Genomic DNA, 23706 nt, shown 5'->3' with positions numbered 1-23706 from the left:
GCGCCGGTTCCCATCAGTGCAAATCCAATCGCATCAGCGGCCTGCCATCCTTGCGGCGCGCCACAATGTCGAATCCCGCAGCCTCGAAGACCGTCGTAGCGCCGACCCAAAGGGCGACTGACTTTGACTGTTTGGCGTGATCGATCGGACAAGCATCGAGATAGCGGGCGCCGCCCACTCTCGCGTGGTCGATCGCGGCGCGCACGAGTTGATGGCTCAAGCCCTTGCCCCGTAGTTTCGACTGCATGAACAGACAGCTCAGCGCCCAGATCGTCGGATCGGTCGCCTCGCGGTCCTCCAGCGGTCGCGCGACCGTGCGCGGTGAATTGAACTGCGGAACATCCTGGCGAGGACCAACCTGAACCCAGGCCACCGGCCTTCCCTCGAAATAGCCGAGGATTCCGGGCGGCGGCGCGGCTTCGATGCGTGCCTTGATAAAGGCCTTGCGCTGCCCGGCCGGCATCGCAGTTCGGACGGAATGCGGCAGGCGCAAAGCGGTGCACCAGCAACCGCCATAGGCACCGTTCGGCTCAAGAAGCTGCTCGAAATCCGCCCAACTATCCGCCGTCACGGGTGAGAACTGGAGTGTGATTTCCAACAGAGCCTCCCTTGAGACTCACCAGCCTAGAGCGTAAGGTCGCGATGTTCAATATTTGTTCCCGATATGCCCGACAGCGCTGCTCAATCTCCAGGCTTCTGCCGCGACTGCCTCAAGGAACAGGCCGGTGGCGCGCGGCGCTGCACGGCCTGCGGCAGTCCACGCCTGCTACGCCACAGCGAGCTCTATGATCTGACATTGGCGCATATCGATTGTGACGCCTTCTACGCGTCGATCGAAAAACGCGATGATCCGGAACTTGCCGACAAGCCGGTGATCATCGGCGGCGGCAAGCGCGGCGTGGTATCCACCGCCTGCTACATTGCCCGCATTCACGGCGTACGCTCGGCAATGCCGATGTTCAAGGCGCTGGAGGCCTGCCCACAGGCCGTGGTCATCAAGCCCAACATGGAAAAATACGCGCGTGTCGGCCGCGAAGTCCGCACGCTGATGCAGGAGTTGACACCGCTGGTGCAGCCGCTGTCGATCGACGAGGCCTTTCTGGAGCTCAAGGGCACCGAGCGGCTGCATCACGATCCACCGGCGCGTACGCTCGCGCGCTTCGCCCGACGTGTCGAGCAGGAGATCGGCATCACCGTCTCCGTTGGCCTCTCCTACTGCAAGTTTCTCGCCAAAGTGGCTTCCGACCTGCAGAAGCCGCGCGGCTTTTCCGTCATCGGCCAGGCCGAGGCACTGGAGTTCCTGAGGGAAAAACCGGTCACGCTGATCTGGGGCGTCGGCAAGGCCTTCGCCAATACCCTGGAACGCGACGGCGTGCGCACGATCGGACAATTGCAGACCATGGAGGAAGCCGATCTCATGCGCCGCTACGGCACCATGGGACAACGGCTCTTTCGTCTGTCGCGCGGGCTCGACGAAAGGGCGGTCGAGATCGACGGCGAAGCCAAGAGCGTATCCGCCGAGACGACGTTCAATGACGATATCGCGCGTTACGATGATCTCGTGGCGCATCTCAGGCGTCTCAGCGAGCAGGTAGCGCATCGGCTGCGAAAGTCGGAACTCGCTGGCCAGACCGTCGTTCTGAAACTGAAGACGGCCGACTTCAAGATCCGCACCCGCAACCGGCGGCTCGACAGCCCGACACGGCTCGCCGACCGCATCTTCCGCACCGGGGTGCAACTCCTGGAGAAAGAGGCGGACGGTACGAAGTACCGCCTGATCGGGATCGGCGTCAGCGATCTCTCAGCCCCGGATCTTGCCGATCCGCCCGATCTGGTCGACCCCGCGGCAACCCGCCGGGCCGCGGCCGAAGACGCCATGAACAAACTGCGCGACAAGTTCGGCAAGGCCAGCGTCGAGACCGGCTATACCTTCGGCACCCGGAAACGCGGTCGCTGAACGCGGACACAGCGCGATCACGCAACCTTGATGTGGTGCGCACACGGGCTGGATGAATTCTTTAAAGATTGCAGGCTAGGCTCGCTCGCCAAGTCACGTGTTGGGTTGAGTGTATGGTATCGCGTTTCGCTCTCACCGCCAGCTTCGTTGCTCTGCTCTTGTCACCGGCCACCGGGTTTGCAGGCAGTCGCGGGCCGCTACAGATCATCGTTTCGAAAGACCAGCAATCGCTCGTCGTCTATGACGGCGACGCCGTGATTGCGACGTCGCCCGTGTCAACCGGCAAGGCCGGCCATGCGACGCCGACCGGCATCTTCTCGATCCTGGAAAAGCGGCGCCATCACAAGTCGAACATCTATTCGAACGCGCCGATGCCCTTCATGCAGCGGCTTACATGGTCGGGTATCGCGCTGCACGGGTCCAACCATGTGCCCGACTACCCCGCCTCGCATGGCTGCGTGCGCCTGCCGAGCGCTTTCGCCGCCTCGCTTTACAAGATGACCGAGCGCGGCGTGCACGTGCTGATTTCCGACCGGCAGATAACGCCTGCAGAGGTCAAGAGCGCCCTGCTCTTTCGCCCGGCTCCCTCGGAAGTCCTGCCACCGCTTTCCGATGTGCCGCTGAGACCCGCCATTAGCCAGGCTGGAGATACGCCGGTCGAAGTCGCCATGACAGAACCGGCAGGTGGTGCGGCCGGCGCAGCCAAAGCCACGGCAGAACCGATCCGAATCCTGATCACCCGCAGCGATGCACGGGACACCATGCGTGAGGTCCAGGCGTCGCTGGAATTCCTCGGATACGCACCCGGTACGATCGACGGCCACGCAGGGCCGGCGACGATTGCCGCGCTTCGTGCCCTCCAGGCGAGCGAAGGGCTCGAAAGCGACGGCAAGCTGACGCCGGAGTTGACCGACAGGCTGCTGCGCAAGGCCGGCCGCACGCCGCCGCAAAACGGCAAGATCCTCGTGCGGCAAGGGTTCAAGCCACTGTTCGAGGCAGGCCTTACGATCGACAAACCGGAAGAGGCGCTGGGAACGCATTTCCTTCAATTCCGCCACAATGAAGAAGAAGAAGGCGCTGAAGGCAAATGGTTCGGCGTTTCACTCGAGAACCACCTGCCTGCCTCGACGAAGAAGCGGCTCGGCATTTCCATAGACGCCGATCCCTTCGCCTATAACGGAATACAGCGGACGCTGGCGCGGATGACGATATCAGACGATGTTCGCAAGCGGGTCGAAGGCCTGTTGGTCGAAGGCTCGTCGCTCTCGATCGCCGACACGGAAAGCGGCCTAGAGACCGGCCAGGGTACCGATTTCATCACCATCACCCGAGCGCAGCCCGGCGACTGATCGGACGCTTACATGGGAAATGCGAAGCGACCACGGGCGCGCCGCCGCTCGCCTTCAAGGCCCCCGCGTCAGTTCCCCCTTGAATGAAAAGGGGAAACCATCCGGATCAAACCAGCTCGACGTCGACGACACCCGGCGCCGAGCGCAGCGCTGCGGCGATCTCCGGCGAGATCCGGAACTTCTCGCTCAGTTCCACCTCGATCTCGCGCTGACCGTTGTCCTTGATGACGACGAAGGAGACAAGGCCGTCGCCTTTGGTGTTGAGATGCGAGGCGATCGATTTCAGCGGGCCGGAATCGCGCACATAGACGCGCAGCGCCTTCTGCAGTTGCAGCGATTCTTCCTCCAGCGAGCGCAGGGTCTGGATGCGCAGACCGATGCCTTCCGGCCGCTCTTCGGCGGCAACCGTCATGACGAGCGATTTGCCCGGCTCAAGGAGGTCACGATACTGATGCAGCATCTCGGAGAAAAGCACGGCCTCGAATTGGCCGGAGGAGTCCGAAAAGGCGATGATGCCCATCTTGTTGCCGGTGCGCGTCTTGCGTTCCTGCTTCGAGGTCACCGTGCCGGCTAAGCGGCCGGCGGTTGCCCCCTTCTTCACCGCGCCGGCGAAATCGCCGAAGGTCTGCACGCGCATCTTGGCGAGCAAGGCATTGTAGGTGTCGAGCGGATGGGCGGAGAGATAGAAGCCCAGCACCTGGAATTCGCGGTGCAGCTTTTCCGACGCGAGCCAGGGCGTGTAGGCCGGGAGCGCGATTCGCTCCGGCCCGGTTGCCGCCCCTACCCCGAACATGTCGCTCTGGCCGCTCGTCTTATTCTCCTGCGCACGCTGGGCGAAGCCAAGGATGCGATCGAGCCCGCCGACCAGTTCCGCCCGGTCATAGCCGAAGCAATCGAAGGCGCCGGCGGCAATCAGGCTTTCGAAGACGCGACGGTTAAGAAGCTTGGGATCGATCCTGAGGCAGAAGTCCTCGAGGCTTGCGAAAGGCCGGTCACCGCGCACTTCGACGATATGCTCGACCGCGGATTCGCCCACGCCCTTGATCGCGGCGAGCGAATAATAGATGCAGCTCTCACCTGTCTGGAAATGCCGGAACGAGGTCTGCACCGATGGCGCGATTACTTCAATGCCCAGCCGCTTCGCATCCTGGCGGAAGTCGTTGACCTTTTCCGTGTTGGCCATGTCGAGCGTCATCGACGCCGCCAGGAACTCCACCGGATAGTGCGCCTTCATATAGGCGGTCTGGTAAGAGACGATCGCATAAGCCGCGGCATGCGACTTGTTGAAGCCGTAGTTGGCGAACTTGGCGAGCAGGTCGAAGATCAGGTCGGCCTGCGGCTTCGACACTTCATTCTTCACGGCGCCGTCGACGAAGCGGGCGCGCTGCTTGTCCATTTCCTCCTTGATCTTCTTGCCCATGGCGCGACGCAGAAGATCGGCCTCGCCGAGCGAATAGCCCGAGAGCACCTGGGCGATCTGCATCACCTGCTCCTGGTAGACGATGACGCCCTGCGTTTCCTTGAGCAGATGGTCGATCTTCGGATGGATCGATTCGACTTCTTCCTCACCATGTTTGCGGGCATTGTAGACCGGGATGTTCTCCATCGGGCCCGGGCGGTAGAGCGCGACCAGCGCGATGATGTCCTCGATGCAGTCGGGCCGCATGCCGATCAGCGCCTTGCGCATGCCGGCACTTTCCACCTGGAACACGCCGACGGTCTCGCCGCGCGACAGCATCTCATAGGTCTTCGGGTCGTCGAGCGGGATGCTCGCGAGATCGACTTCGATGCCCCGCTGCTTCACGAAATCGACCGCAACCTTCAGAACGGTGAGGGTCTTCAGGCCGAGAAAGTCGAACTTGACGAGGCCCGCCTGCTCCACCCACTTCATGTTGAACTGGGTGACCGGCATGTCGGAGCGCGGATCGCGATACATCGGCACGAGTTGCGACAGCGGCCGGTCGCCGATCACGATGCCGGCGGCGTGGGTCGAGGCGTGACGGTAGAGGCCTTCGATCTTCTGCGCGATATCGAGAAGCCGCGCCACCACCGGTTCCTTCTCGGCCTCCTCCTGCAGGCGCGGCTCCTCCTCGATCGCCTTGGAGAGCGGCGTCGGATTGGCCGGGTTGTTCGGCACCAGCTTGCAGATCTTGTCGACCTGGCCATAGGGCATTTCGAGCACGCGGCCGACGTCGCGCAGTGCGGCGCGCGCCTGCAGCGAACCGAAGGTGATGATCTGCGCCACCTGCTCGCGGCCATATTTGCGCTGCACGTAGCGGATCACCTCTTCGCGCCGGTCCTGGCAGAAGTCGATGTCGAAGTCGGGCATCGAGACGCGCTCAGGATTGAGGAAGCGTTCGAACAGCAGCGAGAAGCGCATCGGATCGACGTCGGTGATCGTCAGCGCATAGGCAACCAGTGATCCTGCACCCGAACCGCGCCCCGGCCCGACGGGGATATCGTGCTGCTTCGCCCATTTGATGAAGTCGGCAACGATCAGGAAGTAACCGGGGAACTTCATGCGCTCGATAACACTGAGCTCGAAGGCCAGGCGTTCGCGATATTCCTGCTCGCTATAGCCGGGCGCCATGCCGAGCCTGGCGAGACGCTGTTCGAGCCCCTCCTCCGCCTGGCGGCGCAGCTCGGCCGCCTCGGCACGCTCCGCCTCTTCCGGATCTGCGGTGGCGCCGGTAAAGCGCGGCAGGATCGGTCCGCGGGTCTTCAGCATGAAGGAGCAGCGCCGTGCGATCTCGACGGTGTTTTCCAGCGCCTCGGGCAGATCCGCAAAAAGCGCCGCCATTTCCTTGCGGCTCTTGAGATAGTGGTCCGGCGTCAGACGGAAGCGGCTGTCGTCCGAAACCATCGCGTTGTGCGCGACCGCCATCAGGGCGTCATGGGCATCGTAGTCGGACGGCGACGGAAAGAAGGCTTCGTTGGTGGCAACAAGGGGAATGTCGAACTTGTAGGCAAGCTCGATCATCCGGCTCTCATGGCGCCGGTCGTAGCCTCCGTGCCGCTGCAGCTCGATATAGAGACGATCGCCGAAGAGATCATGCAAGGTTTCAAGGCGCGCTTCGGCCAGCGCCGTCGAGCCCGCCTTCAAGGCCAAGTCCACCGGACCGCCGGACGCGCCGGTCAACGCGATCAATCCGTCCGTACCGTTTTCGGCAAGCCAGGAGCGCGTGATCCGGGTCGCCTGGCTGCCCTCGCCGCTGAGATAGGCGCGGCTCACCAAATCGACGAGCCGCGTGTAGCCGTCGTCCGTCGCGGCGATCAGGACGATCGATGGCAGCTTCGCGAGCTGTTGCGCGTGGCCGCGCCGTTCGCCATCCACCTCGTCTTCCATGTCGATGGAAAGCTGGCAGCCGGTAATCGGTTGCAGTCCGTCGCCGGCTGCCTTCTGCGAAAACTCGAGCGCGGCAAAGAGATTGTTGGTGTCGACGATCCCAATCGCCGGCTGATTATCGGCAACCGCCTTGCCGATGACCTTCTTCAGCGGCAGTGCGCCTTCGAGCAGGGAGAAAGCCGAGTGAACACGCAGATGCACAAACTGCGGGTCCGTACCAAGCGCCTCGCTCGATGCTGCTTTGCCGTCGTCTGCCATTGTTCGCACCCTGATTCCTGTCCGGTCGGCAGGATATCCCGCTTCTCACCCGACATGTCCAGTTTCACCTGACACGTCGTCCCCCTTATTCAATCGAGAGGGCGGAAATTGGGAGGTGCGTGAGAGGAAATGTCGGCGCTCCTCAGAGGCCGAGCGCGATGAAAGAGATGCTTGCGATGAAAAGGCTCATCGAAGCGAAGGCGGCGAGGTCACGAACAAAATCAGTCATAACATGGCTCCTTTTCCGTTATGTTTTTACTTTGTTCCATTTTTGTTCACGCGTCAAGTGAGACACAGGCGTACTGTTCACGATGGTTAACACGGCAGGCGAACGCAGGTTAACCGGTGAGGAAGCCGCTTGAGGAAAGCGCCGAGCCCGCCTATCAAGAGGAACAACCAAGCGGAGCGTTTCGACATGCATGCACGCCTGATTCTACTCTTGCTGTTCCTGTTTCCGGCCGTCGCCTCCGCGACGGAAACGATCGACCCTGCCCGGATTGTCTCCGCGGCAACCGGCGACTGGGACAAGGACGGAGATACGGATCTCGCCCTGATCGTGCGGCCAGCCGAGGGCAGCGACGACGACAACGGCGTCTATGTTTACCTGGCCGGCGAAACTGGCGCGCTCGGTTTGAAATCGGCCATCCCGAACAAGATCTGGGGGCAGTTCGACCTTGCCGGGCAGGCGCCGTCGGTCGAGGCGTTGCCGAACGGTTCGTTGATCATCACCAGCCACAACGACGCCATCGGCCGTGACCGCTGGGAACAGAAATTGACGGTGGCATACCGCAACTTCGACTTTGTGGTCGCAGGCTACACCTACTCATCCTACGATACGCTCGCCCCCGACAGCACCTCCCAATGCGACCTCAACGTGCTGACGGGTAAGGGCAAGGCCAACGACAAGCCCATTGCCGTAAAAGGCGAGCTCGTTCTCCTCAAGGACTGGAACGACGATCGCGGGCAGAAGGCTTGCGGCATTCAATAATCATCCGATTGTTCCCTTTATGTTCTTTACAGCTCTCGCGCATTGCGGCATCCTGGGCCCGGAACAGATGAGGAACGATCATGACCGAACTCAAGGGACTCACGGACTTCATCGTAGAGGCCAAATCTAATGCCTATGTGGGCGGCGGCATGGCCCGGGCTTCTTCGCGTCCGGGTTCCCACGACATCGGTTATGAACGTGATCGCTGGCGCTATCTCGACAGCTATTTCGGTGGGACTGATTTTGCCGGACAGGAAACCGTCTGGCGGGAGGAGGAACCCCGCTGGGCGATGAACTATTTCGGCCGCATCATCCGCCCCGATCTCATCGATGGAGAGAAGGCTGGACTGGTCATCAAGGCTGCCCTGCAGGCGATGTATCAGGGAAAGCGCCACTTCCTCGGCGGCATGGAGTTTCGGCATGCGCATGGCTACTATATCGATAGCAGCCGTGGTGACACCGGACATTTTTCCGGCCACGAAGTCATCTTCGTCGATGGCGAGGAAGCTTACGAACTCGACTATCGCGGCGGTCTGATCAGGCGTTAAGAGCAAGGCCAGAATATGCGTCCATCGTGCCTCAGAGCAGACGCTCCGGTCGGCCTAAAGACGCGGGCTGAGCCCGCTTGTCCCGGACGGGCGAAAGACCGCGCGAGAGGTAACGGCGCCTGACGATCAACAGGCCGGCCGCCACGCGGTCAGTTCATCTCGACAACCTTGCCGTCCTCGATCGTCACGCGGCGGTCCATCAAGCCGGCAAGCTCGTGGTTGTGCGTGGCGATCAGGGCCGCAAGGCCCGACTGGCGCGCGAGCGCCTCCAGCGCTTCGAAGACATAGCCGGCGGTTTCCGGATCGAGATTGCCCGTTGGCTCGTCCGCAAGGAGCACGAGCGGCGCATTGGCGACGGCACGCGCGATCGCGACACGCTGCTGCTCGCCGCCAGAAAGTTCCGCCGGGCGGTGGTCGGCGCGGTGACCGATGCGCATGTAGTCGAGCAGCGCCCTTGCCCGATCGGCGGCCTCAGCCTTGGGCAGACCAGCGATCAGCTGCGGCATCATGATGTTCTCGAGTGCCGAGAATTCGGGAAGCAGATGGTGAAACTGGTAGACGAAGCCGATCTCGTTGCGGCGGATCGCCGTGCGCCGATCGTCGTTGAGCCCACCGCAGGAGACGCCGTTGACCAAGACTTCGCCGCCATCCGGGCGCTCCAAGAGGCCGGCCACATGCAGGAGCGTCGACTTGCCGGTTCCCGAGGGTGCGACCAGCGCAACCGTCTCGCCGCTTCTCAACGCAAAATCCGCCCCCTTGAGGATGGGTAGGTACGTTTCGCCTTCCCCGTAGTGTCGCTCGACGCCGGAAAGCTGCAGTGCCACGCGCGCATTCATTCAGTTGATGTCCTTGTCATTCGTAACGCAGGGCCTGCACCGGATCGAGGCGCGAGGCACGCCAGGCCGGGAAGATTGTGGCGAGGAAGGAAAGCGTGAGTGCCATGACGACGACGAGCACGGTCTCATCGGCATTCATGTCGGCCGGGAGCTGGCTCAGGAAATAGAGTTCCGGACTGAAGAGTGTGGTTCCCGAGATCCAGGAGAAGAACTGCCGGATGGATTCGATGTTGAGGCAGACGACGACGCCGAGCGCCACGCCGGCGATCGTTCCCGCCACGCCGATCGCCGCGCCTGTCATGAAGAAGATGCGCATCACCGAGCTTGAAGTTGCGCCCATCGTTCTGAGAATCGCGATGTCGCTACCCTTGTCCTTCACCAGCATGATCAGGCCCGAGATGATGTTCAGCGCCGCGACCAGCACGATCAGCGTCAGGATCATGAACATCACGTTGCGCTCGACTTCGAGCGCCGAGAAGAAGGTCTTGTTGCGATCACGCCAGTCGCTGATGAAGATCTGCCGTCCCGCGGCATCCTCGATCGGCTGGCGCAGTTCGTCGACGACATCCGGATGCTCGACGAAGACCTCGATCGACTGCGCGAGCCCCTCCGCGTTGAAGAAGAGCTGCGCCTCTTCGAGCGGCATGAAGATGATCGTCGAGTCGTATTCGGACATGCCGATCTCGTAGATCGCCGAAACGGTATAGGCCTTGACGCGCGGGTTCATACCGAGCGGCGTCACGTCGCCATTGGGCGAGGTCAGCGTGATCGTTCCGCCGACACGGATGCCGAGTTGCTCGGCCATGCGCGAGCCGATCGCCACGCCGGAGCCGGAGGCAAAACCGACCATGTCGCCGGACTGGATGTGGTCGGAAACCGACTTCATCTTGCTGAGATCGTCGGCACGGATGCCGCGAACCAGAGCGCCCGTGGAACTATCGCCGACGCCCTGGGCCAGAACCTGGCCCTCGACCAGCGGGATCGCCATGGTGACGCCCTTGACGCCCGAGAACTTGGTCGCCAGTTCCGCATAATTGTTGAGCGGCCCGTCGATCGGCTGGACGATCATGTGACCGTTGATGCCGAGAATGCGGGAGATGAGCTCGGTGCGGAACCCATTCATCACCGCCATGACGATGATCAGCGTCGCGACGCCAAGCATGATGCCGATAAAGGAGAAGCCGGCGATGACCGAAATGAAGGCTTCCTTGCGCCTGGAACGCAGGTAGCGCCAGGCTACCATGCGCTCAAAGGCGGAAAAGGGACGGCTGGAGGACTTTTCAGGCTGCGCTGCGGCCTGCACCTGATCTTGCACCACGGCGGTCATCCTGCCTTCCCTCGCCTCATTACTTCGTTGCGATCAGCTTGTTGATCGCAGCTTCGACGGTCATCGTCTCGCGCTCGCCGGTCTTGCGATCCTTGACCTCGACTTCGCCATTGGCGACCGAACGCGGACCGACGATGATCTGGACCGGAACCCCGATCAGGTCAGCCGTCGCGAACTTCGCACCGGCGCGGTCGTCGGTGTCGTCAAGCAGCGCATCGAATCCTGCCTTGCCGAGTTCGGAGTAGAGCGTCTCGCAGGCTCCGTCGCAAGCGGCATCGCCCGCTTTCATGTTGATGATGATGCCATCGAACGGCGCGATCGACTTCGGCCAGATGATGCCGTTGTCGTCATGCGAGGCTTCGATGATCGCCGGCACGAGGCGGGTCGGCCCGATACCGTAGGACCCCATGTGCACGGCGTGCTCCTTGCCGTCGGGGCCGAGAACCTTGGCGCCCATGGCTTCGGAATACTTGGTGCCGAAATAGAAGATATGGCCTACTTCGATACCGCGCGCCGACACGCGATCGCTTTCGGCAACCGCATTGAAGGCTGCCTCATCGTGCATTTCCGATGTCGCCGCGTAGCGCGACGTCCACTTGTCGAAGATCGCCTTGAGGCCGGTGACATCATCGAAGTTGGTTTCTTCGCCGGGGATATCGAAGCCAAGGAAATCCTTGTGGCAGAAGACTTCGGATTCGCCGGTGTCGGCGAGGATGATGAATTCGTGGCTCAGATTGCCGCCGATCGGGCCGGTATCGGCACGCATCGGAATGGCGCGAAGGCCCATGCGCGCGAAGGTGCGCAGGTAAGCGGCAAACATGCGGTTATAGGCGTGTTCGGCCCCTTCCCGGTCGAGATCGAAGGAATAGGCGTCCTTCATCAGGAACTCGCGCGAGCGCATGGTGCCGAAGCGCGGGCGAATCTCGTCACGGAACTTCAGCTGGATGTGGTAGAGGTTGAGCGGCAGATCGCGGTAGGACTTCACGTAGGAACGGAAGACGTCCGTGATCATTTCCTCGTTCGTCGGACCGTAGAGCATCGGGCGGTCCTGGCGGTCCTTGATGCGCAGCATCTCCTTGCCGTAGGCGTCGTAGCGGCCGCTTTCCTGCCAGAGCTCTGCGGACTGCAGCGTCGGCATCAGGAGTTCGATCGCGCCCGAGCGGTTCTGCTCCTCGCGGATGATCGCATTGACCTTGTCGAGAACGCGCTTGCCCAGTGGCAGCCAGGTATAGATGCCCGAGGACTGCTGCCGGATCATGCCCGTACGGAGCATGAGGCGGTGGGAAACGATTTCCGCTTCCTTAGGATTTTCCTTCAGGATGGGCATGAAAAAGCGGGACAGGCGCATGACGGGTTCCAGAACTTGATGAACGTCGCACTATCGGCGGATTCGGGCGAAATGACGTTGAGCTCCGGCGCCTTCCTTGCCGATAGACTGGCAAGGGCGACCGTCGCTTCTCGGGGTCGAGCTCTCCATTATCCATCGCCGGCAAAGCCAGCGTGAACCTTTATGAGCCTTGCGTTCATAGCTGCTTCGCAGGCGGAAGAAAACCCTACTCTCAGACCATCGCCGGAAAGATCGGAGCCGCTGATTTTGAGGAGAAAAGACCGGCAAAGCCTGCGTCAAAAGAGCACGCTAGTAACAAGATTGCGACAGGAATTGTCAACGGGAATATTTTACCCAACTGTAGCAAAAATGCAAAAAAACAGGATGACAGAGCTTAATGTTTGGGCTAATTTCGGCTCACAAAACAGGCATGAAGACTAAATTCTTGCCGACTTTCGCGGTCAAGTCTTGGGAGGATAAGATCTTAGGCGCGCTTAGTCGCTGCCGCCGGCAACGGATGAAAGATCACGCGAAACTTGAAAACAAGGCTTCTGGCCTTGTTTTTTTTTGCTTTTCTCGGTCCATCGCAATCGCGAAGCAGCAATAAGAATTGAACTATGTCAATTTGGCGGCGGTCAACCCTGCGATTGCCCTGGTTCCGGTCACGGCGGCACGCTGGCCGTCATCGCGACGCCGAAATTTCAGACTCGATATCCTGAAAAATCTTCGCTCGCCCTGCGGCTTCGCTCAGCCAACCCGCCCTCGCGGAAGCTCTCAATAGAATTTCGGGTAAAATCGCGGGATGGAATCGATGCCGTAGCCAAGTTTGACGGAGACGACATACCAGGCGATCTGGATGACGGCAGCGATGGCGGTGGTCAAAAGCACGACCCGTTTCGCATTGAACTTGGCCGGCGCGCTTTCGACGCTTCCCGGGACGACGCTGTTTTCTTCCGCTTGCGTGCGTACTCCCAAGGGGAGAACGGCAAACAGCGTGATCCACCAGATGATGAAGTAGATGGCAAAAATTGAAAACAGCGGCATTTCCGGCTCCCGGTGAAGGCAATCGACGTAACGGCCCAAGGCCATTCGCCGCGACTTCCGCGACATTCTGTCCGCCTTATAGCGCCGCCTGCCCGATCAGACAAACGCGCATCGCGCGGTCAACTGTCACACCTCTTCGAGTTCGATCAGCGTACCCTGGAAATCCTTGGGGTGCAGGAAAAGCACCGGCTTGCCATGCGCACCGACTTTCGGCTCTCCGTCTCCCAGAACCCGAGCTCCCGCCGCCCGCAGCGCGTCACGCGCCGCGAGGATGTTCTCCACTTCGTAGCAGATGTGGTGCATTCCGCCCGAAGGGTTCTTCGCCAGGAAGGCGGCGATCGGCGAGCTCTCGCCGAGCGGCTCGAGGAGTTCGACCTTGGTGTTGGCCAACGTCACGAACACAACGGTTACGCCGTGCTCCGGCAATGCCTGCGGCTCGGTGACGGATGCGCCGAGCGTCGAGCGGTAGCTTTCGGCGGCGGAGCCAAGATCCGGCACGGCGATGGCGATATGGTTCACTCGTCCGAGCATTGCGATCCTCCCGCTATGACGTCCTGTACCGGTCCCGCTTACATCGCCGCGGGACAACCGCCAATCAGACTTTGGTGACAAACACCGTTACAATCGGCTTCTTGCCCCAGGTCTGATTGGCTGTGCTGCGAACGGCGCGGCGAACCGCCTCCTGCAACATTGCCAGGTCCTTGCGCTTTGCCCGCGGAATACTCTCGACCGCACCGAGGATTGCGTCATAGAGGGTGTCCTCCATGTCTTCGCCCTCATCATCGAACTCCGGGAGACCGATCGCAACGATATCCGGGTCGCCGAGGAAATCGTAGCGGCTGTCGAGAACGACGTTGACGGCGACGTGTCCGGCGAAAGAGAGCTTGCGGCGCTCGCCGATGCCCATTTCTTCAAAATCGCCGATGAGGTTGCCGTCCTTGTAGATACGGCCATGCGGCGCTTCGTCAATGACCTCGGCCGGACCCGGGGCAAGGCGCAGCATTTCGCCGTTCCGAAGGCGCGGAACACTGGCAATGCCAGACTGCTGACCGAGTTCGGCATGGGCCGTCAGATGCGCAGCTTCGCCATGAACCGGGACAAGGATCTGCGGGCGCAGCCACTGATACATCTGCTGCAGTTCGGTGCGGCGGGGATGACCGGACACATGCACCAGCGCTTCACTGTCGGTGATGATGTGGATGCCCTGCTCGACCAGGCCATTCTTGATGTCGTTGATCGCCTTCTCGTTGCCGGGGATCGTGCGTGAGGAGAAGACAACGGTGTCGCCGGCGGAGAATGCAACGTTGCGCATCTCGTCGCGCGCGATCTTGGCGAGTGCTGCCCGCGGCTCGCCCTGGCTGCCGGTCAGGATAACCACGACCTTGTCGCGTGGCACATAGCCGAACTCATCTTCAGCGAGGAACGGCTTGATGCCTTCCATCAACCCGAGATCCTGAGCAACGGCAACGACGCGGCGCATCGAGCTGCCGAGCAGGAGGACATCCCGCCCCGCCTCTTCCGCGGCCTCGGCGATGGAGCGGATGCGCCCGACATTCGACGAGAAGGTGGTGATCGCAACCCGGCCCTCGGCGTTGGCGATGATCTTCGACAGGCTTTCGGAGACTTCCTGTTCCGACGGCGAAACGCCGTCGCGCATGGCATTGGTGGAATCGCAGATGAGCGCCAACACGCCTTCGTCGCCGATCTGGCGGAAACGCGTCTCGTCGGTCAGGGGCCCGAGCGACGGATGCAGATCGATCTTCCAGTCGCCGGTATGAACGACCGTGCCGAGCGGCGTGCGGATGATCAGCGACATCGGCTCGGGGATCGAATGGTTGACGCCGACGGCTTCGATCTCGAACGGGCCGACATTGATGCGGTCACCCTGCTTGAAGATCGTCACCGGGATTTCGCCGCGGCTCTTTTCGAAATCGCGCTTGGCCTCCAACATGCCTGCCGTGAACGGCGAGGCATAGACCGGAACGTTGAGACCCGGCCACAGATCATTCAGGCCGCCGTAGTGGTCCTCGTGGGCGTGAGTGATAATGATCGCCTTGAGATTGCGCCGCTCCTCGGCGAGAAACCCGATATCGGGCAGCACCAGCTCGACGCCGGGAAGCTCCGGTCCCGGGAACGTCACGCCGCAATCGACCATGATCCACTGGCGGCTTCCGGGCCGCCCGAAGCCGTAAAGGCCGAGATTCATGCCGATTTCGCCGACGCCGCCAAGCGGCAAGAACACCAGTTCTTCGTCCTGCGCCATATTGTAATGCGCCCTTGTTCTAGAAATTATCCGAAAAATACGTCGCCGGCTGCAATCGCCTGCATCGTGCCTGACCCGGTATCGAGCATCAACCGCCCGGTCTCATCAATACCGGCAAAGCGGCCCGAAAGCGATCGGTCCGGCAGGTTCACTGTAATCGTCTCACCGATGCCGCGGGCGGCCGCCCGCCATTGCTCGATGGTCTTTGCAATCCCCGCGCCACGGTCCCATAGCGACAGCGTCTCCGCCATCGTCACGAACAGCCGCGCGAAAAGTTCGTCCGGAGAAACCGAGGCGCCCTCGTTCCTCAACGAGGTAACGGGATAGAGGGCCTCGTCCGGCTGGACGGCAATGTTGATGCCGCAGCCAATGACCAAGGCCTGGCGCCCGTCAGGAAGAGCCTCCCCTTCGAGCAGGATGCCGCAGGTCTTTTTCCCATCGATGAGAATGTCGTTTGGCCACTTGATCTCCACCGGTGCCGCACCCGGCGGCATCACCTGGCGGATTGCCCGGTGCACGGCGACGGCAACGGCGAGCGGCAGAGAATGCAGATGCTCGATTGGTGCCGGATCGATCAGGAGAAGCGATGCATAGAGGTTGCCGGGTTCCGAAAACCAGGCACGGCCGCGGCGGCCGCGACCGCCGGTCTGCCTGACAGCCGTGACCCAGAGATTGCCCGGATCGCCCTGGCGCGCACGCGCCAGGCATTCGCTGTTTGTCGATCCGACCGCATCGAGAGCGACATGCCGGAAATCGTCGGGCGATATCCGGCTACCGCTTTCAAGGGCGATCAAAAGAAGGTCCGCGCCGCGGCCTCGGCAGCGCTTCCAAGCGGACCGCCGATCAGGACGTATCCGATGACGAACAGGCCCGAGAGGCCGAACACCAGCTTCAGTTCGCCGGCCGTACGGGCAAATTCGCCCTTGGCGTCATCGAACCACATGACCTTGATGACGCGCAGGTAATAGTAGGCACCGACAACGGATGCGAGCACGCCGATGATGGCGAGTGCATAGAGCTGCGCCTCGATCGCCGCCATGAAGACGAAGTACTTCCCGAAGAAGCCTGCCATCGGTGGAATGCCGGCGAGCGAGAACATCAGGACGGTCAGCACGGTCGCCATGAAGGGGTTCGTCTGCGACAGGCCGGCGAGATCGTCGATGTTCTCGACGTTTTCGCCTTCCTTGCGCCGCATCGCCAGGATGCAGGCAAAGGTGCCGAGCGTCATGACCATGTAGATGAGCATGTAGAGCAGCACGCCGCGAACACCCGCCATCGAGCCGGCAGCAAGGCCGACCAGCGCGTAGCCCATGTGACCAATCGAGGAATAGGCCATCAGGCGCTTGATGTTTTTCTGGCCGATCGCCGCAAAAGCGCCGAGCAGCATTGAAGCGATCGAGATGAAGACGATGATCTGCTGCCAGTCGGCAACGACGGGCTCGAAGGCGTTGATGACGATACGCACAAGGATCGCCATCGCGGCGACCTTCGGCGCTGCCGCGAAGAAGGCGGTGACCGGTGTCGGCGCACCTTCGTAAACGTCCGGCGTCCACATGTGGAACGGCACGGCCGAGATCTTGAAGGCGAGACCGGCGAGCACGAAGACGAGACCGAAGATCAGGCCGAGCGAGCGGCCTTCCGCCGTCAGCGCAGCGGCGATCTGGGTAAAGCCGGTGTGACCGGTAAAGCCGTAGATCAGCGACATGCCATAGAGCAGCATGCCCGAAGAGAGCGCACCGAGCACGAAATACTTGAGGCCGGCTTCGGTCGAACGAACGCTGTCGCGGTTGATGGCGGCGACGACATAGAGCGCAAGCGACTGCAGTTCCAGCGAAAGATAGAGCGAGATCAGGTCGTTGGCGGAGATCATCAGCAGCATGCCGAGCGTCGCCAGCACCAGAAGCACCGGGAACTCGAAGCGATCGATCTGGGCGGAACGCGCGTGACCGACGGTCATCACCATCGCCGTGATCGAACCGATCAACGCCAGCACCTTCATGAACTTGGCGAAGGGATCCGACAGGAAGGCGCCGCCATAGGCTTCGCCTTCACCGGTTTTCAGAACGAGCCAAAGGCCGGCGATGATCAGAACGGCAACCGCGAGGCCGGTGACGGTCGAAGCCGACTTTTCGCCGGCAAATACGCCGATCATCAGCAACGCCATCGCGCCGACCGCGAGGATCAACTCGGGGATCGAGAGTTGCAGGCTTGCAAGGAGGGTTTCAGCAGTCATGTCCAATCACGTCCTGTGGTCATTGCACCGAAAGCGCAACGTTTTGCGCTGCCTGCAGGGCTGCGGAGTAGTTGTTGACGAGCAGATCCACGGAAGCCGCGGTCGCATCGAAGATCGGTGCCGGGTAGACGCCGAAGAAGATCGTCAGGATCACCAGCGGATAAAGAATGGCCTTTTCACGCGGCGACAGGTCGAGCAGCGCCTTCAGGCTTTCCTTTTCCAGCGCACCGAAGATCACCCGACGATAGAGCCAGAGAGCATAGGCGGCCGAGAGGATGACGCCCGACGTCGCGAAGAGCGCAACCCAGGTGTTGGCACGGAACGCGCCGACGAGGGTCAGAACTTCACCGACGAAGCCGGAGGTACCCGGAAGGCCGACGTTAGCCATGGTGAAGACCATGAAGGCGACGGCGTATTTCGGCATATTGTTGACCAGGCCGCCATAGGCCAGGATCTCGCGGGTGTGCAGACGGTCATAGACGACGCCGACGCAAAGGAAGAGCGCGCCGGAGACGATGCCGTGCGACAGCATCTGGAAGATTGCACCCTGCACGCCCTGGGTGTTGGCGGCGAAGATACCCATCGTCACGTAGCCCATGTGTGCAACAGACGAATAGGCGATCAGCTTCTTGATGTCCGTCTGCATCATCGCGACCAGCGAGGTGTAGATGATGGCGACGATGGAAAGCGTGAAGACGAACGGCGCGAAGTAGTCGGATGCCAGCGGGAACATCGGCAGCGAGAAGCGCAGGAAGCCGTAACCGCCGAGCTTCAGGAGGATGCCTGCCAGGATGACCGAGCCCGCCGTCGGCGCCTGAACGTGCGCGTCCGGAAGCCAGGTATGGACCGGCCACATCGGCATCTTCACCGCGAAGGAGGCGAAGAAGGCGAGCCACAGCCAGGTCTGCATCTGGCGCGGGAAGTTGTAGGCGATCAGCTGCGGGATGTCGGTCGTACCGGCCTGCCAGTACATCGCCATGATCGCGAGCAGCATCAGCACCGAGCCGAGCAGCGTGTAGAGGAAGAACTTATAGCTGGCGTAGACGCGGTCCTTACCGCCCCAGACACCGATGATGATGAACATCGGGATCAGGCCGGCTTCGAAGAACACGTAGAAGAGCACGATATCGAGCGACACGAAGACGCCGATCATGAACGTTTCCAAAACGAGGAAGGCGATCATGTATGCCTTGAGCCGCTTCTCGATCGTCAGCCAGCTTGCAAGCACGCAGAACGGCATGAGGAAGGCCGAAAGCACGACGAAAAGTACCGAAATGCCGTCGACGCCGAGATGATAGGAAATGCCGGTGCCGAGCCACTCGTGCTTTTCGATCATCTGGAAGCCCGGGTTCGAGGCGTCGAACTGGTACCAGATGTAGACCGACACGGCGAGCGTGAAGATCGTCGTCAGCAGCGATACGTTCAGGATGTTCCGGCGGCCGTAAGCGCTGTCTTCCCTTGTCAGCAAGAGAAGCAGAACGCCGACGAGCGGCATGAAGGTGACCGCGGAAAGTACGGGCCAATCGGTCATCAGAAGGAACTCCTGAACATCATCCAAGTAACGAGCGCGGCAATGCCGATCAGCATCGCGAACGCGTAGTGATAGAGGTAACCAGTCTGCAGGCGGACAACGCGGTCAGTGACGTTCAGCACACGCGCGGCAACGCCGTTCGGGCCGTAGCCGTCGATCACGCGGCCATCGCCTTCCTTCCAGAGGAAAGTGCCGAGCCACTTGGCCGAGCGTACGAACAGCAGGTCGTAGAGCTCGTCGAAGTACCACTTGTTGAGCAGGAACTGGTAGAGGCCACGATGCTGCTCCGCCAGATACTTCGGCAGTTCCGGCCGGCGGATATACATGTACCAGGCGGTGAAGAGGCCGAGCGCCATGGCGACGAACGGGCTCCACTTAACCCACAGCGGAACGTGGTGGTATTCATGGAGGACTTCGTTTTCCGCCCCCGTGAAGAGCGCCCCCTTCCAGAACTCGGCATAGCCTTCGCCGAAGAACTGGTCGTGGAACAGGAAACCCGCGAGCAGCGCACCGGCACCCAGGATGTAGAGCGGCACCAGCATGACCTGGGGCGATTCATGGACGTGATGCATCACATCCGATGACGCACGGGGCTTGCCGTGGAAGGTCATGAAGGTCAGGCGCCACGAGTAGAAGCTCGTGAACAGTGCGGCGATCACCAGCAGCGCGAAGGCAAGGCCCGATACGGTGCTATGCGAGGCGAAGGTCGACTCGATGATCGCGTCCTTCGAGAAGAAGCCAGCCGTACCGAAGAGCGTACCGGGGATACCGACGCCGGTCAGCGCGATCGTACCGATGAACATCATCCAGTAGGTGACCGGGATGTGCTTCCGAAGGCCGCCCATGTAGCGCATGTCCTGTTCGCCATCGACGGCGTGGATGACCGAACCGGCCCCCAAGAACAAGAGCGCCTTGAAGAAAGCATGCGTGAACAGATGGAAGATGGCCGCGCCATAGGCGCCAACGCCGAGCGCCACAAACATGTAGCCGAGCTGCGAGCAGGTCGAATAGGCGATGACGCGCTTGATGTCGTTCTGGACAAGACCGACGGTCGCCGCGAAGAAGGCGGTGATTGCGCCGATTGTCGTGACGACGGTCAGTGCGTCCGGCGACAGTTCGAAGAGCGGCGACATGCGGGCGACGAGGAAGACGCCGGCCGTGACCATGGTTGCGGCATGGATAAGAGCCGAAACCGGGGTCGGGCCTTCCATTGCGTCCGGAAGCCAGGTGTGCAGCAGGAACTGCGCCGACTTGCCCATTGCGCCCATGAAGAGCAGCAGGCAGGCAGCGGTCAGCGCATGGCCCTTGTCGAGCTGCATGCCGAAGAGGTTCACGACCACCTCCCCTGCAGCGGCGCCTTCGGCCGGCAGATAGGTCTGGGCGGCGGCGAAGATCGTCTCGAAGTTGACCGAGCCGAACAGCACGAAGACGAGGAAGATACCAAGCGAGAAGCCGAAGTCGCCGACGCGGTTGACGATGAAGGCTTTAATGGCGGCAGCGTTGGCCGAAGGCTTCTTGTACCAGAAGCCGATGAGCAGATAGGACGCCAGGCCCACGCCTTCCCAGCCGAAGAACATCTGCACCAGGTTGTCCGACGTGATGAGCATGAGCATCGCGAAGGTGAAGAGCGACAGATAGGCAAAGAAGCGCGGACGATGCGGATCGTGGTGCATGTATCCGATCGAATAGACATGCACGAGCGTCGACACGGTGTTGACGACCACGAACATGACCGCCGTCAGCGGATCGACGCGGAACGCCCATTCGACGTCGAAGCTGCCGGACTGGATCCAGCGCAGCACCGAAACCTTGATCATCTCCTGGTGGCCGAGGGCGACGTCGAAGAAGACGTACCAGGAGAGCGCAGCGGCGATGATCATCAGACCGCTGGTGACATATTCCGATGCCTTGGCGCCGATCGAAGTCCCGAAGAGGCCGGCGATCAGAAAGCCGATCAAAGGCAGGAAGACGATAGCCTTGATGATGGTATCCATAGCCCAATCAGCCCTTCATCATGTTGACGTCTTCCACGGCGATCGAGCCGCGGTTGCGGTAGAAGACGACGAGAATTGCAAGTCCGATGGCCGCTTCCGCAGCCGCGACGGTCAGGATGAACAGGGCGAAGACCTGGCCCGTGATGTCGTTCAGGAACGACGAGAAGGCAACCATGTTGATGTTGACCGCGAGAAGAATGAGTTCGACCGACATCAGGATGACGATGACGTTCTTCCGGTTCAGGAAGATGCCGAAGACGCCCAGCGTGAACAGGATGGCGCTGACGGTGAGATAGTGGGAAATTCCGATTTCCATTTTTTGTTCCTCGATCTCGCGTCCGACTTAGATGCCCTGGCCCGGCTTGACCGTGACCACTTCGACGGCGGTCTCGGGCGTACGGGCAACCTGCTGCGGGATGTTCTGGCGCTTGATGTTTTCGCGATGGCGCAGGGTCAGCACGATCGCGCCGATCATGGCGACGAGCAGCACGAGGCCGGCGATCTGGAAGAAGTAGATGTAGTGGGTGTAGAGCACGTCGCCGAGAGCTGCCGTGTTTGTCCTCTCCGTGACGGCCGGGATCGGCATCGAAATCGCCTTGGCGATGTCCGGCGAGAAGGTTGCGCCGCCGACCACGATGATGAGTTCGGCTGCGAGGATCAGGCCGATCAGGGCGCCGATCGGCGCGTATTCGAGCACACCTGCACGCAATTCCGCGAAGTCGATGTCGAGCATCATGACCACGAACAGGAAGAGCACCGCGACCGCACCGACATAGACGACCAGCAGGATCATCGCGAGGAATTCGGCGCCGGTCAGCAGGAACAGCCCCGCCGAGTTAAAGAAGGTCAGGATCAGGAACAGAACCGAATAAACCGGGTTCCTGGCCGCAATGACCATAAATGCCGACGCCACCGCGATGAAGGCAAAGAGATAGAAAAAAAGAACCTGCAGACCCATGATCGGTGCCTTTTTCGTCTTGCACGGCGTGAAGCGCTTCTGGCTCCACTCCACAGGCAAAGCCGGACACGCGTCCGGCCGTTGCCCAAACCTATGTCACATGCACCGCCCTCCCCGGGGCGGCACTACGCTCCGGCCTCAGCGATAAGGCGAGTCCATTGCGATGTTGCGTGCGATTTCCCGTTCCCAACGGTCGCCGTTGGCGAGGAGCTTGTCCTTGTCGTAGTAAAGCTCTTCGCGCGTCTCGGTGGCGAACTCGAAGTTCGGGCCTTCGACGATCGCATCGACCGGACAGGCTTCCTGGCAGAAACCGCAATAGATGCACTTCACCATGTCGATGTCGTAGCGCACCGTGCGGCGCGTGCCGTCGTTGCGGCGCGGACCGGCTTCGATGGTGATGGCCTGTGCAGGACAGATCGCCTCGCACAGCTTGCAGGCGATGCAACGCTCTTCGCCATTCGGATAGCGGCGCAGAGCATGCTCGCCGCGGAAGCGCGGGCTGACCGGCCCCTTTTCGAAGGGATAGTTCAAGGTCGCCTTCGGCTTGAAGAAATAGCGCATCGACAAAAAGAACGCGCCGACGAATTCCTTCAGGAACAGCGAGCTGACGGCTTGCGAAAGACCGGCCATCATTTACCTCCAGAATTGCCGGCCTGAGAGCGGCCGGCGGTATGCTGCCAAACGTGAGCCATCGTCATGCGGCTCCCGTCAGCTTGAGAACGAACGCAGTGATCACGACCATTGCAAGAGAGAGCGGCAGGAAAACCTTCCAGCCGAGACGCATCAACTGGTCGTAGCGATACCGCGGAACGAAAGCCTTCACCATCGCGAACATGAAGAACACGAAGGATGCCTTCAGAACGAACCAGATGATGCCGGGAACCCAGTTCAGGAACCAGACGTCGACCGGAGGCAGCCAGCCGCCGAGGAACAGGATCGTCGTCAGCGCGCACATCAGGCAGATGGCGGCATATTCGCCGAGCATGAACATCATGTACGGAGTGGAGCCGTACTCGACCATGAAGCCGGCGACGAGTTCGGATTCGGCTTCCGGCAGGTCGAAGGGCGGGCGGTTCGTTTCGGCGAGCGCCGAAATGAAGAACACGATGAACATCGGGAACAATGCCAGCCAGTGCCAGTCGAGGAACGACGCCGGGAGGCCGAGGCGCGTGCCGATGCCGTCGGTCTGGGCGTTGACGATGTCCGTCAGGTTCAGCGAGCCGACGCAGAGCAGGACGGTGACGATGACGAAGCCGATCGAGACTTCGTAGGAAACCATCTGTGCCGCGGAACGAAGCGCGCCAAGGAACGGATATTTGGAGTTCGACGCCCAGCCGCCCATGATGATGCCATAAACCTCTAGAGAAGATATGGCGAACACGAAGAGGATGCCGACGTTGATGTTCGCGATCACCCATCCGGCGTTGAGCGGGATCACCGCCCAGGCGGCGAGCGCCAGCGTCACGGAGACGAGCGGAGCGAGCAGGAAGATCGCCTTGTTGGCGCCGGCCGGAATCACCGGCTCCTTGAAGACGAACTTCAAAAGGTCGGCGAAGGACTGGAAAAGCCCCCAGGGGCCCACCACATTCGGACCACGGCGGAGCTGAACTGCAGCCCAGATCTTACGGTCGGCGAGCAGGATGTAGGCGATGAAAAGCAGCAGCGCAACCAGGAGCAGCAGCGACTGGGCGACCATGATGATCGTGGGCCAGACATAGGTCGAAATGAAAGCGTCCATGATACTCTA

The 23706-nt window shown here is 61.2% G+C and carries 20 protein-coding genes; 4 read left to right on the top strand and 16 right to left on the bottom strand.

The window, feature by feature from the left end; all coding sequences use genetic code 11:
* Positions 1-13: 13 nt before the first annotated feature.
* A complete protein-coding gene (locus tag QM996_RS05185) occupies positions 14-598 on the bottom strand; it encodes a GNAT family N-acetyltransferase (protein WP_500269567.1) in 585 nt (194 codons plus the stop codon).
* 66 nt (positions 599-664) lie between these two features.
* On the opposite strand from QM996_RS05185, the gene QM996_RS05180 reads away from it, so the two are divergent.
* Positions 665-1957 (top strand): DNA polymerase IV, encoded by a 1293-nt coding sequence (locus QM996_RS05180; RefSeq protein ID WP_500269566.1) that lies wholly within the window; start codon positions 665-667, stop codon positions 1955-1957.
* A gap of 113 nt (positions 1958-2070) precedes the next feature.
* Entirely contained in the window at positions 2071-3306 is a 1236-nt protein-coding gene (locus QM996_RS05175) for a L,D-transpeptidase family protein (protein ID WP_500269565.1), read from the top strand.
* Between the two features lie 106 nt (positions 3307-3412).
* Here the strand turns inward: QM996_RS05175 and dnaE are convergent, their stop codons facing one another.
* On the bottom strand, positions 3413-6910 hold the full coding sequence (gene dnaE / locus QM996_RS05170) for a DNA polymerase III subunit alpha (RefSeq protein WP_500269564.1): 3498 nt from the start codon (positions 6908-6910) through the stop codon (positions 3413-3415).
* Positions 6911-7325: 415 nt separating this feature from the next.
* Here dnaE and QM996_RS05165 point away from each other — a divergent pair, with 415 nt between their 5' ends.
* Both QM996_RS05165 and QM996_RS05160 read left to right on the top strand, forming a co-directional pair.
* Positions 7326-7898, top strand: a complete 573-nt coding sequence (locus QM996_RS05165) for a hypothetical protein (RefSeq protein WP_500269563.1) — start codon at positions 7326-7328, stop codon at positions 7896-7898.
* Between the two features lie 80 nt (positions 7899-7978).
* Positions 7979-8446: a DUF5680 domain-containing protein gene (locus QM996_RS05160; protein ID WP_500269562.1), complete on the top strand. Its 468-nt coding sequence runs from the start codon at positions 7979-7981 to the stop codon at positions 8444-8446.
* A 149-nt stretch (positions 8447-8595) separates the two neighbouring features.
* On the opposite strand, the gene QM996_RS05155 is transcribed toward QM996_RS05160, so the two are convergent.
* The 14 genes from QM996_RS05155 to nuoH all read right to left on the bottom strand — a co-directional run bounded on the left by QM996_RS05155 (position 8596) and on the right by nuoH (position 23697).
* Positions 8596-9282, bottom strand: a complete 687-nt coding sequence (locus QM996_RS05155; RefSeq protein WP_500269561.1) for an ABC transporter ATP-binding protein — start codon at positions 9280-9282, stop codon at positions 8596-8598.
* A gap of 16 nt (positions 9283-9298) precedes the next feature.
* Positions 9299-10609 carry an ABC transporter permease gene (locus QM996_RS05150; protein WP_500269560.1) on the bottom strand — a complete coding sequence of 437 codons (1311 nt, stop codon included), beginning with the start codon at positions 10607-10609 and terminating at the stop codon, positions 9299-9301.
* Between the two features lie 19 nt (positions 10610-10628).
* Entirely contained in the window at positions 10629-11957 is a 1329-nt protein-coding gene (gene proS / locus QM996_RS05145) for a proline--tRNA ligase (RefSeq protein WP_500269559.1), read from the bottom strand.
* Positions 11958-12710: 753 nt separating this feature from the next.
* Positions 12711-12980: a DUF1467 family protein gene (locus QM996_RS05140; protein ID WP_483502091.1), complete on the bottom strand. Its 270-nt coding sequence runs from the start codon at positions 12978-12980 to the stop codon at positions 12711-12713.
* A gap of 126 nt (positions 12981-13106) precedes the next feature.
* A complete protein-coding gene (mce, locus tag QM996_RS05135; RefSeq protein WP_500269558.1) occupies positions 13107-13511 on the bottom strand; it encodes a VOC family protein in 405 nt (134 codons plus the stop codon).
* A 64-nt stretch (positions 13512-13575) separates the two neighbouring features.
* Positions 13576-15243: a ribonuclease J gene (locus tag QM996_RS05130; protein ID WP_500269557.1), complete on the bottom strand. Its 1668-nt coding sequence runs from the start codon at positions 15241-15243 to the stop codon at positions 13576-13578.
* Positions 15244-15269: 26 nt separating this feature from the next.
* Positions 15270-16034, bottom strand: coding sequence for a biotin--[acetyl-CoA-carboxylase] ligase (locus QM996_RS05125; protein WP_500270255.1), 765 nt, complete (start codon positions 16032-16034; stop codon positions 15270-15272).
* A complete protein-coding gene (nuoN, locus tag QM996_RS05120; RefSeq protein WP_173516187.1) occupies positions 16034-17476 on the bottom strand; it encodes an NADH-quinone oxidoreductase subunit NuoN in 1443 nt (480 codons plus the stop codon). Before nuoN ends, QM996_RS05125 begins: the two co-directional genes overlap by 1 nt.
* Positions 17477-17495: 19 nt before the next feature.
* Entirely contained in the window at positions 17496-19007 is a 1512-nt protein-coding gene (locus tag QM996_RS05115) for an NADH-quinone oxidoreductase subunit M (protein ID WP_500269556.1), read from the bottom strand.
* Positions 19007-21001, bottom strand: coding sequence for an NADH-quinone oxidoreductase subunit L (nuoL, locus tag QM996_RS05110; RefSeq protein WP_500269555.1), 1995 nt, complete (start codon positions 20999-21001; stop codon positions 19007-19009). The genes QM996_RS05115 and nuoL overlap by 1 nt, the downstream gene beginning before the upstream one ends.
* 7 nt (positions 21002-21008) lie before the next feature.
* Positions 21009-21317 carry an NADH-quinone oxidoreductase subunit NuoK gene (gene nuoK, locus QM996_RS05105; protein ID WP_025426592.1) on the bottom strand — a complete coding sequence of 103 codons (309 nt, stop codon included), beginning with the start codon at positions 21315-21317 and terminating at the stop codon, positions 21009-21011.
* 27 nt (positions 21318-21344) lie between these two features.
* On the bottom strand, positions 21345-21959 hold the full coding sequence (locus tag QM996_RS05100; RefSeq protein ID WP_500269554.1) for an NADH-quinone oxidoreductase subunit J: 615 nt from the start codon (positions 21957-21959) through the stop codon (positions 21345-21347).
* Between the two features lie 138 nt (positions 21960-22097).
* Positions 22098-22589, bottom strand: coding sequence for an NADH-quinone oxidoreductase subunit NuoI (gene nuoI / locus QM996_RS05095; protein WP_025426590.1), 492 nt, complete (start codon positions 22587-22589; stop codon positions 22098-22100).
* 64 nt (positions 22590-22653) lie between these two features.
* The gene (gene nuoH, locus QM996_RS05090; RefSeq protein WP_500269553.1) at positions 22654-23697 is read right to left on the bottom strand and encodes an NADH-quinone oxidoreductase subunit H; all 1044 of its coding nucleotides are present in this window, start codon (positions 23695-23697) and stop codon (positions 22654-22656) included.
* Positions 23698-23706 lie beyond the last annotated feature (9 nt).

Origin of the sequence: Sinorhizobium chiapasense, from assembly GCF_045277575.1 — a bacterium.
GTDB classification, from domain to species: Bacteria; Pseudomonadota; Alphaproteobacteria; order Rhizobiales; family Rhizobiaceae; genus Ensifer; species Ensifer chiapasense_A.
Note: the sequence above shows the minus strand (reverse complement) of the source record. Positions and strands in the feature narration are given on the sequence as shown.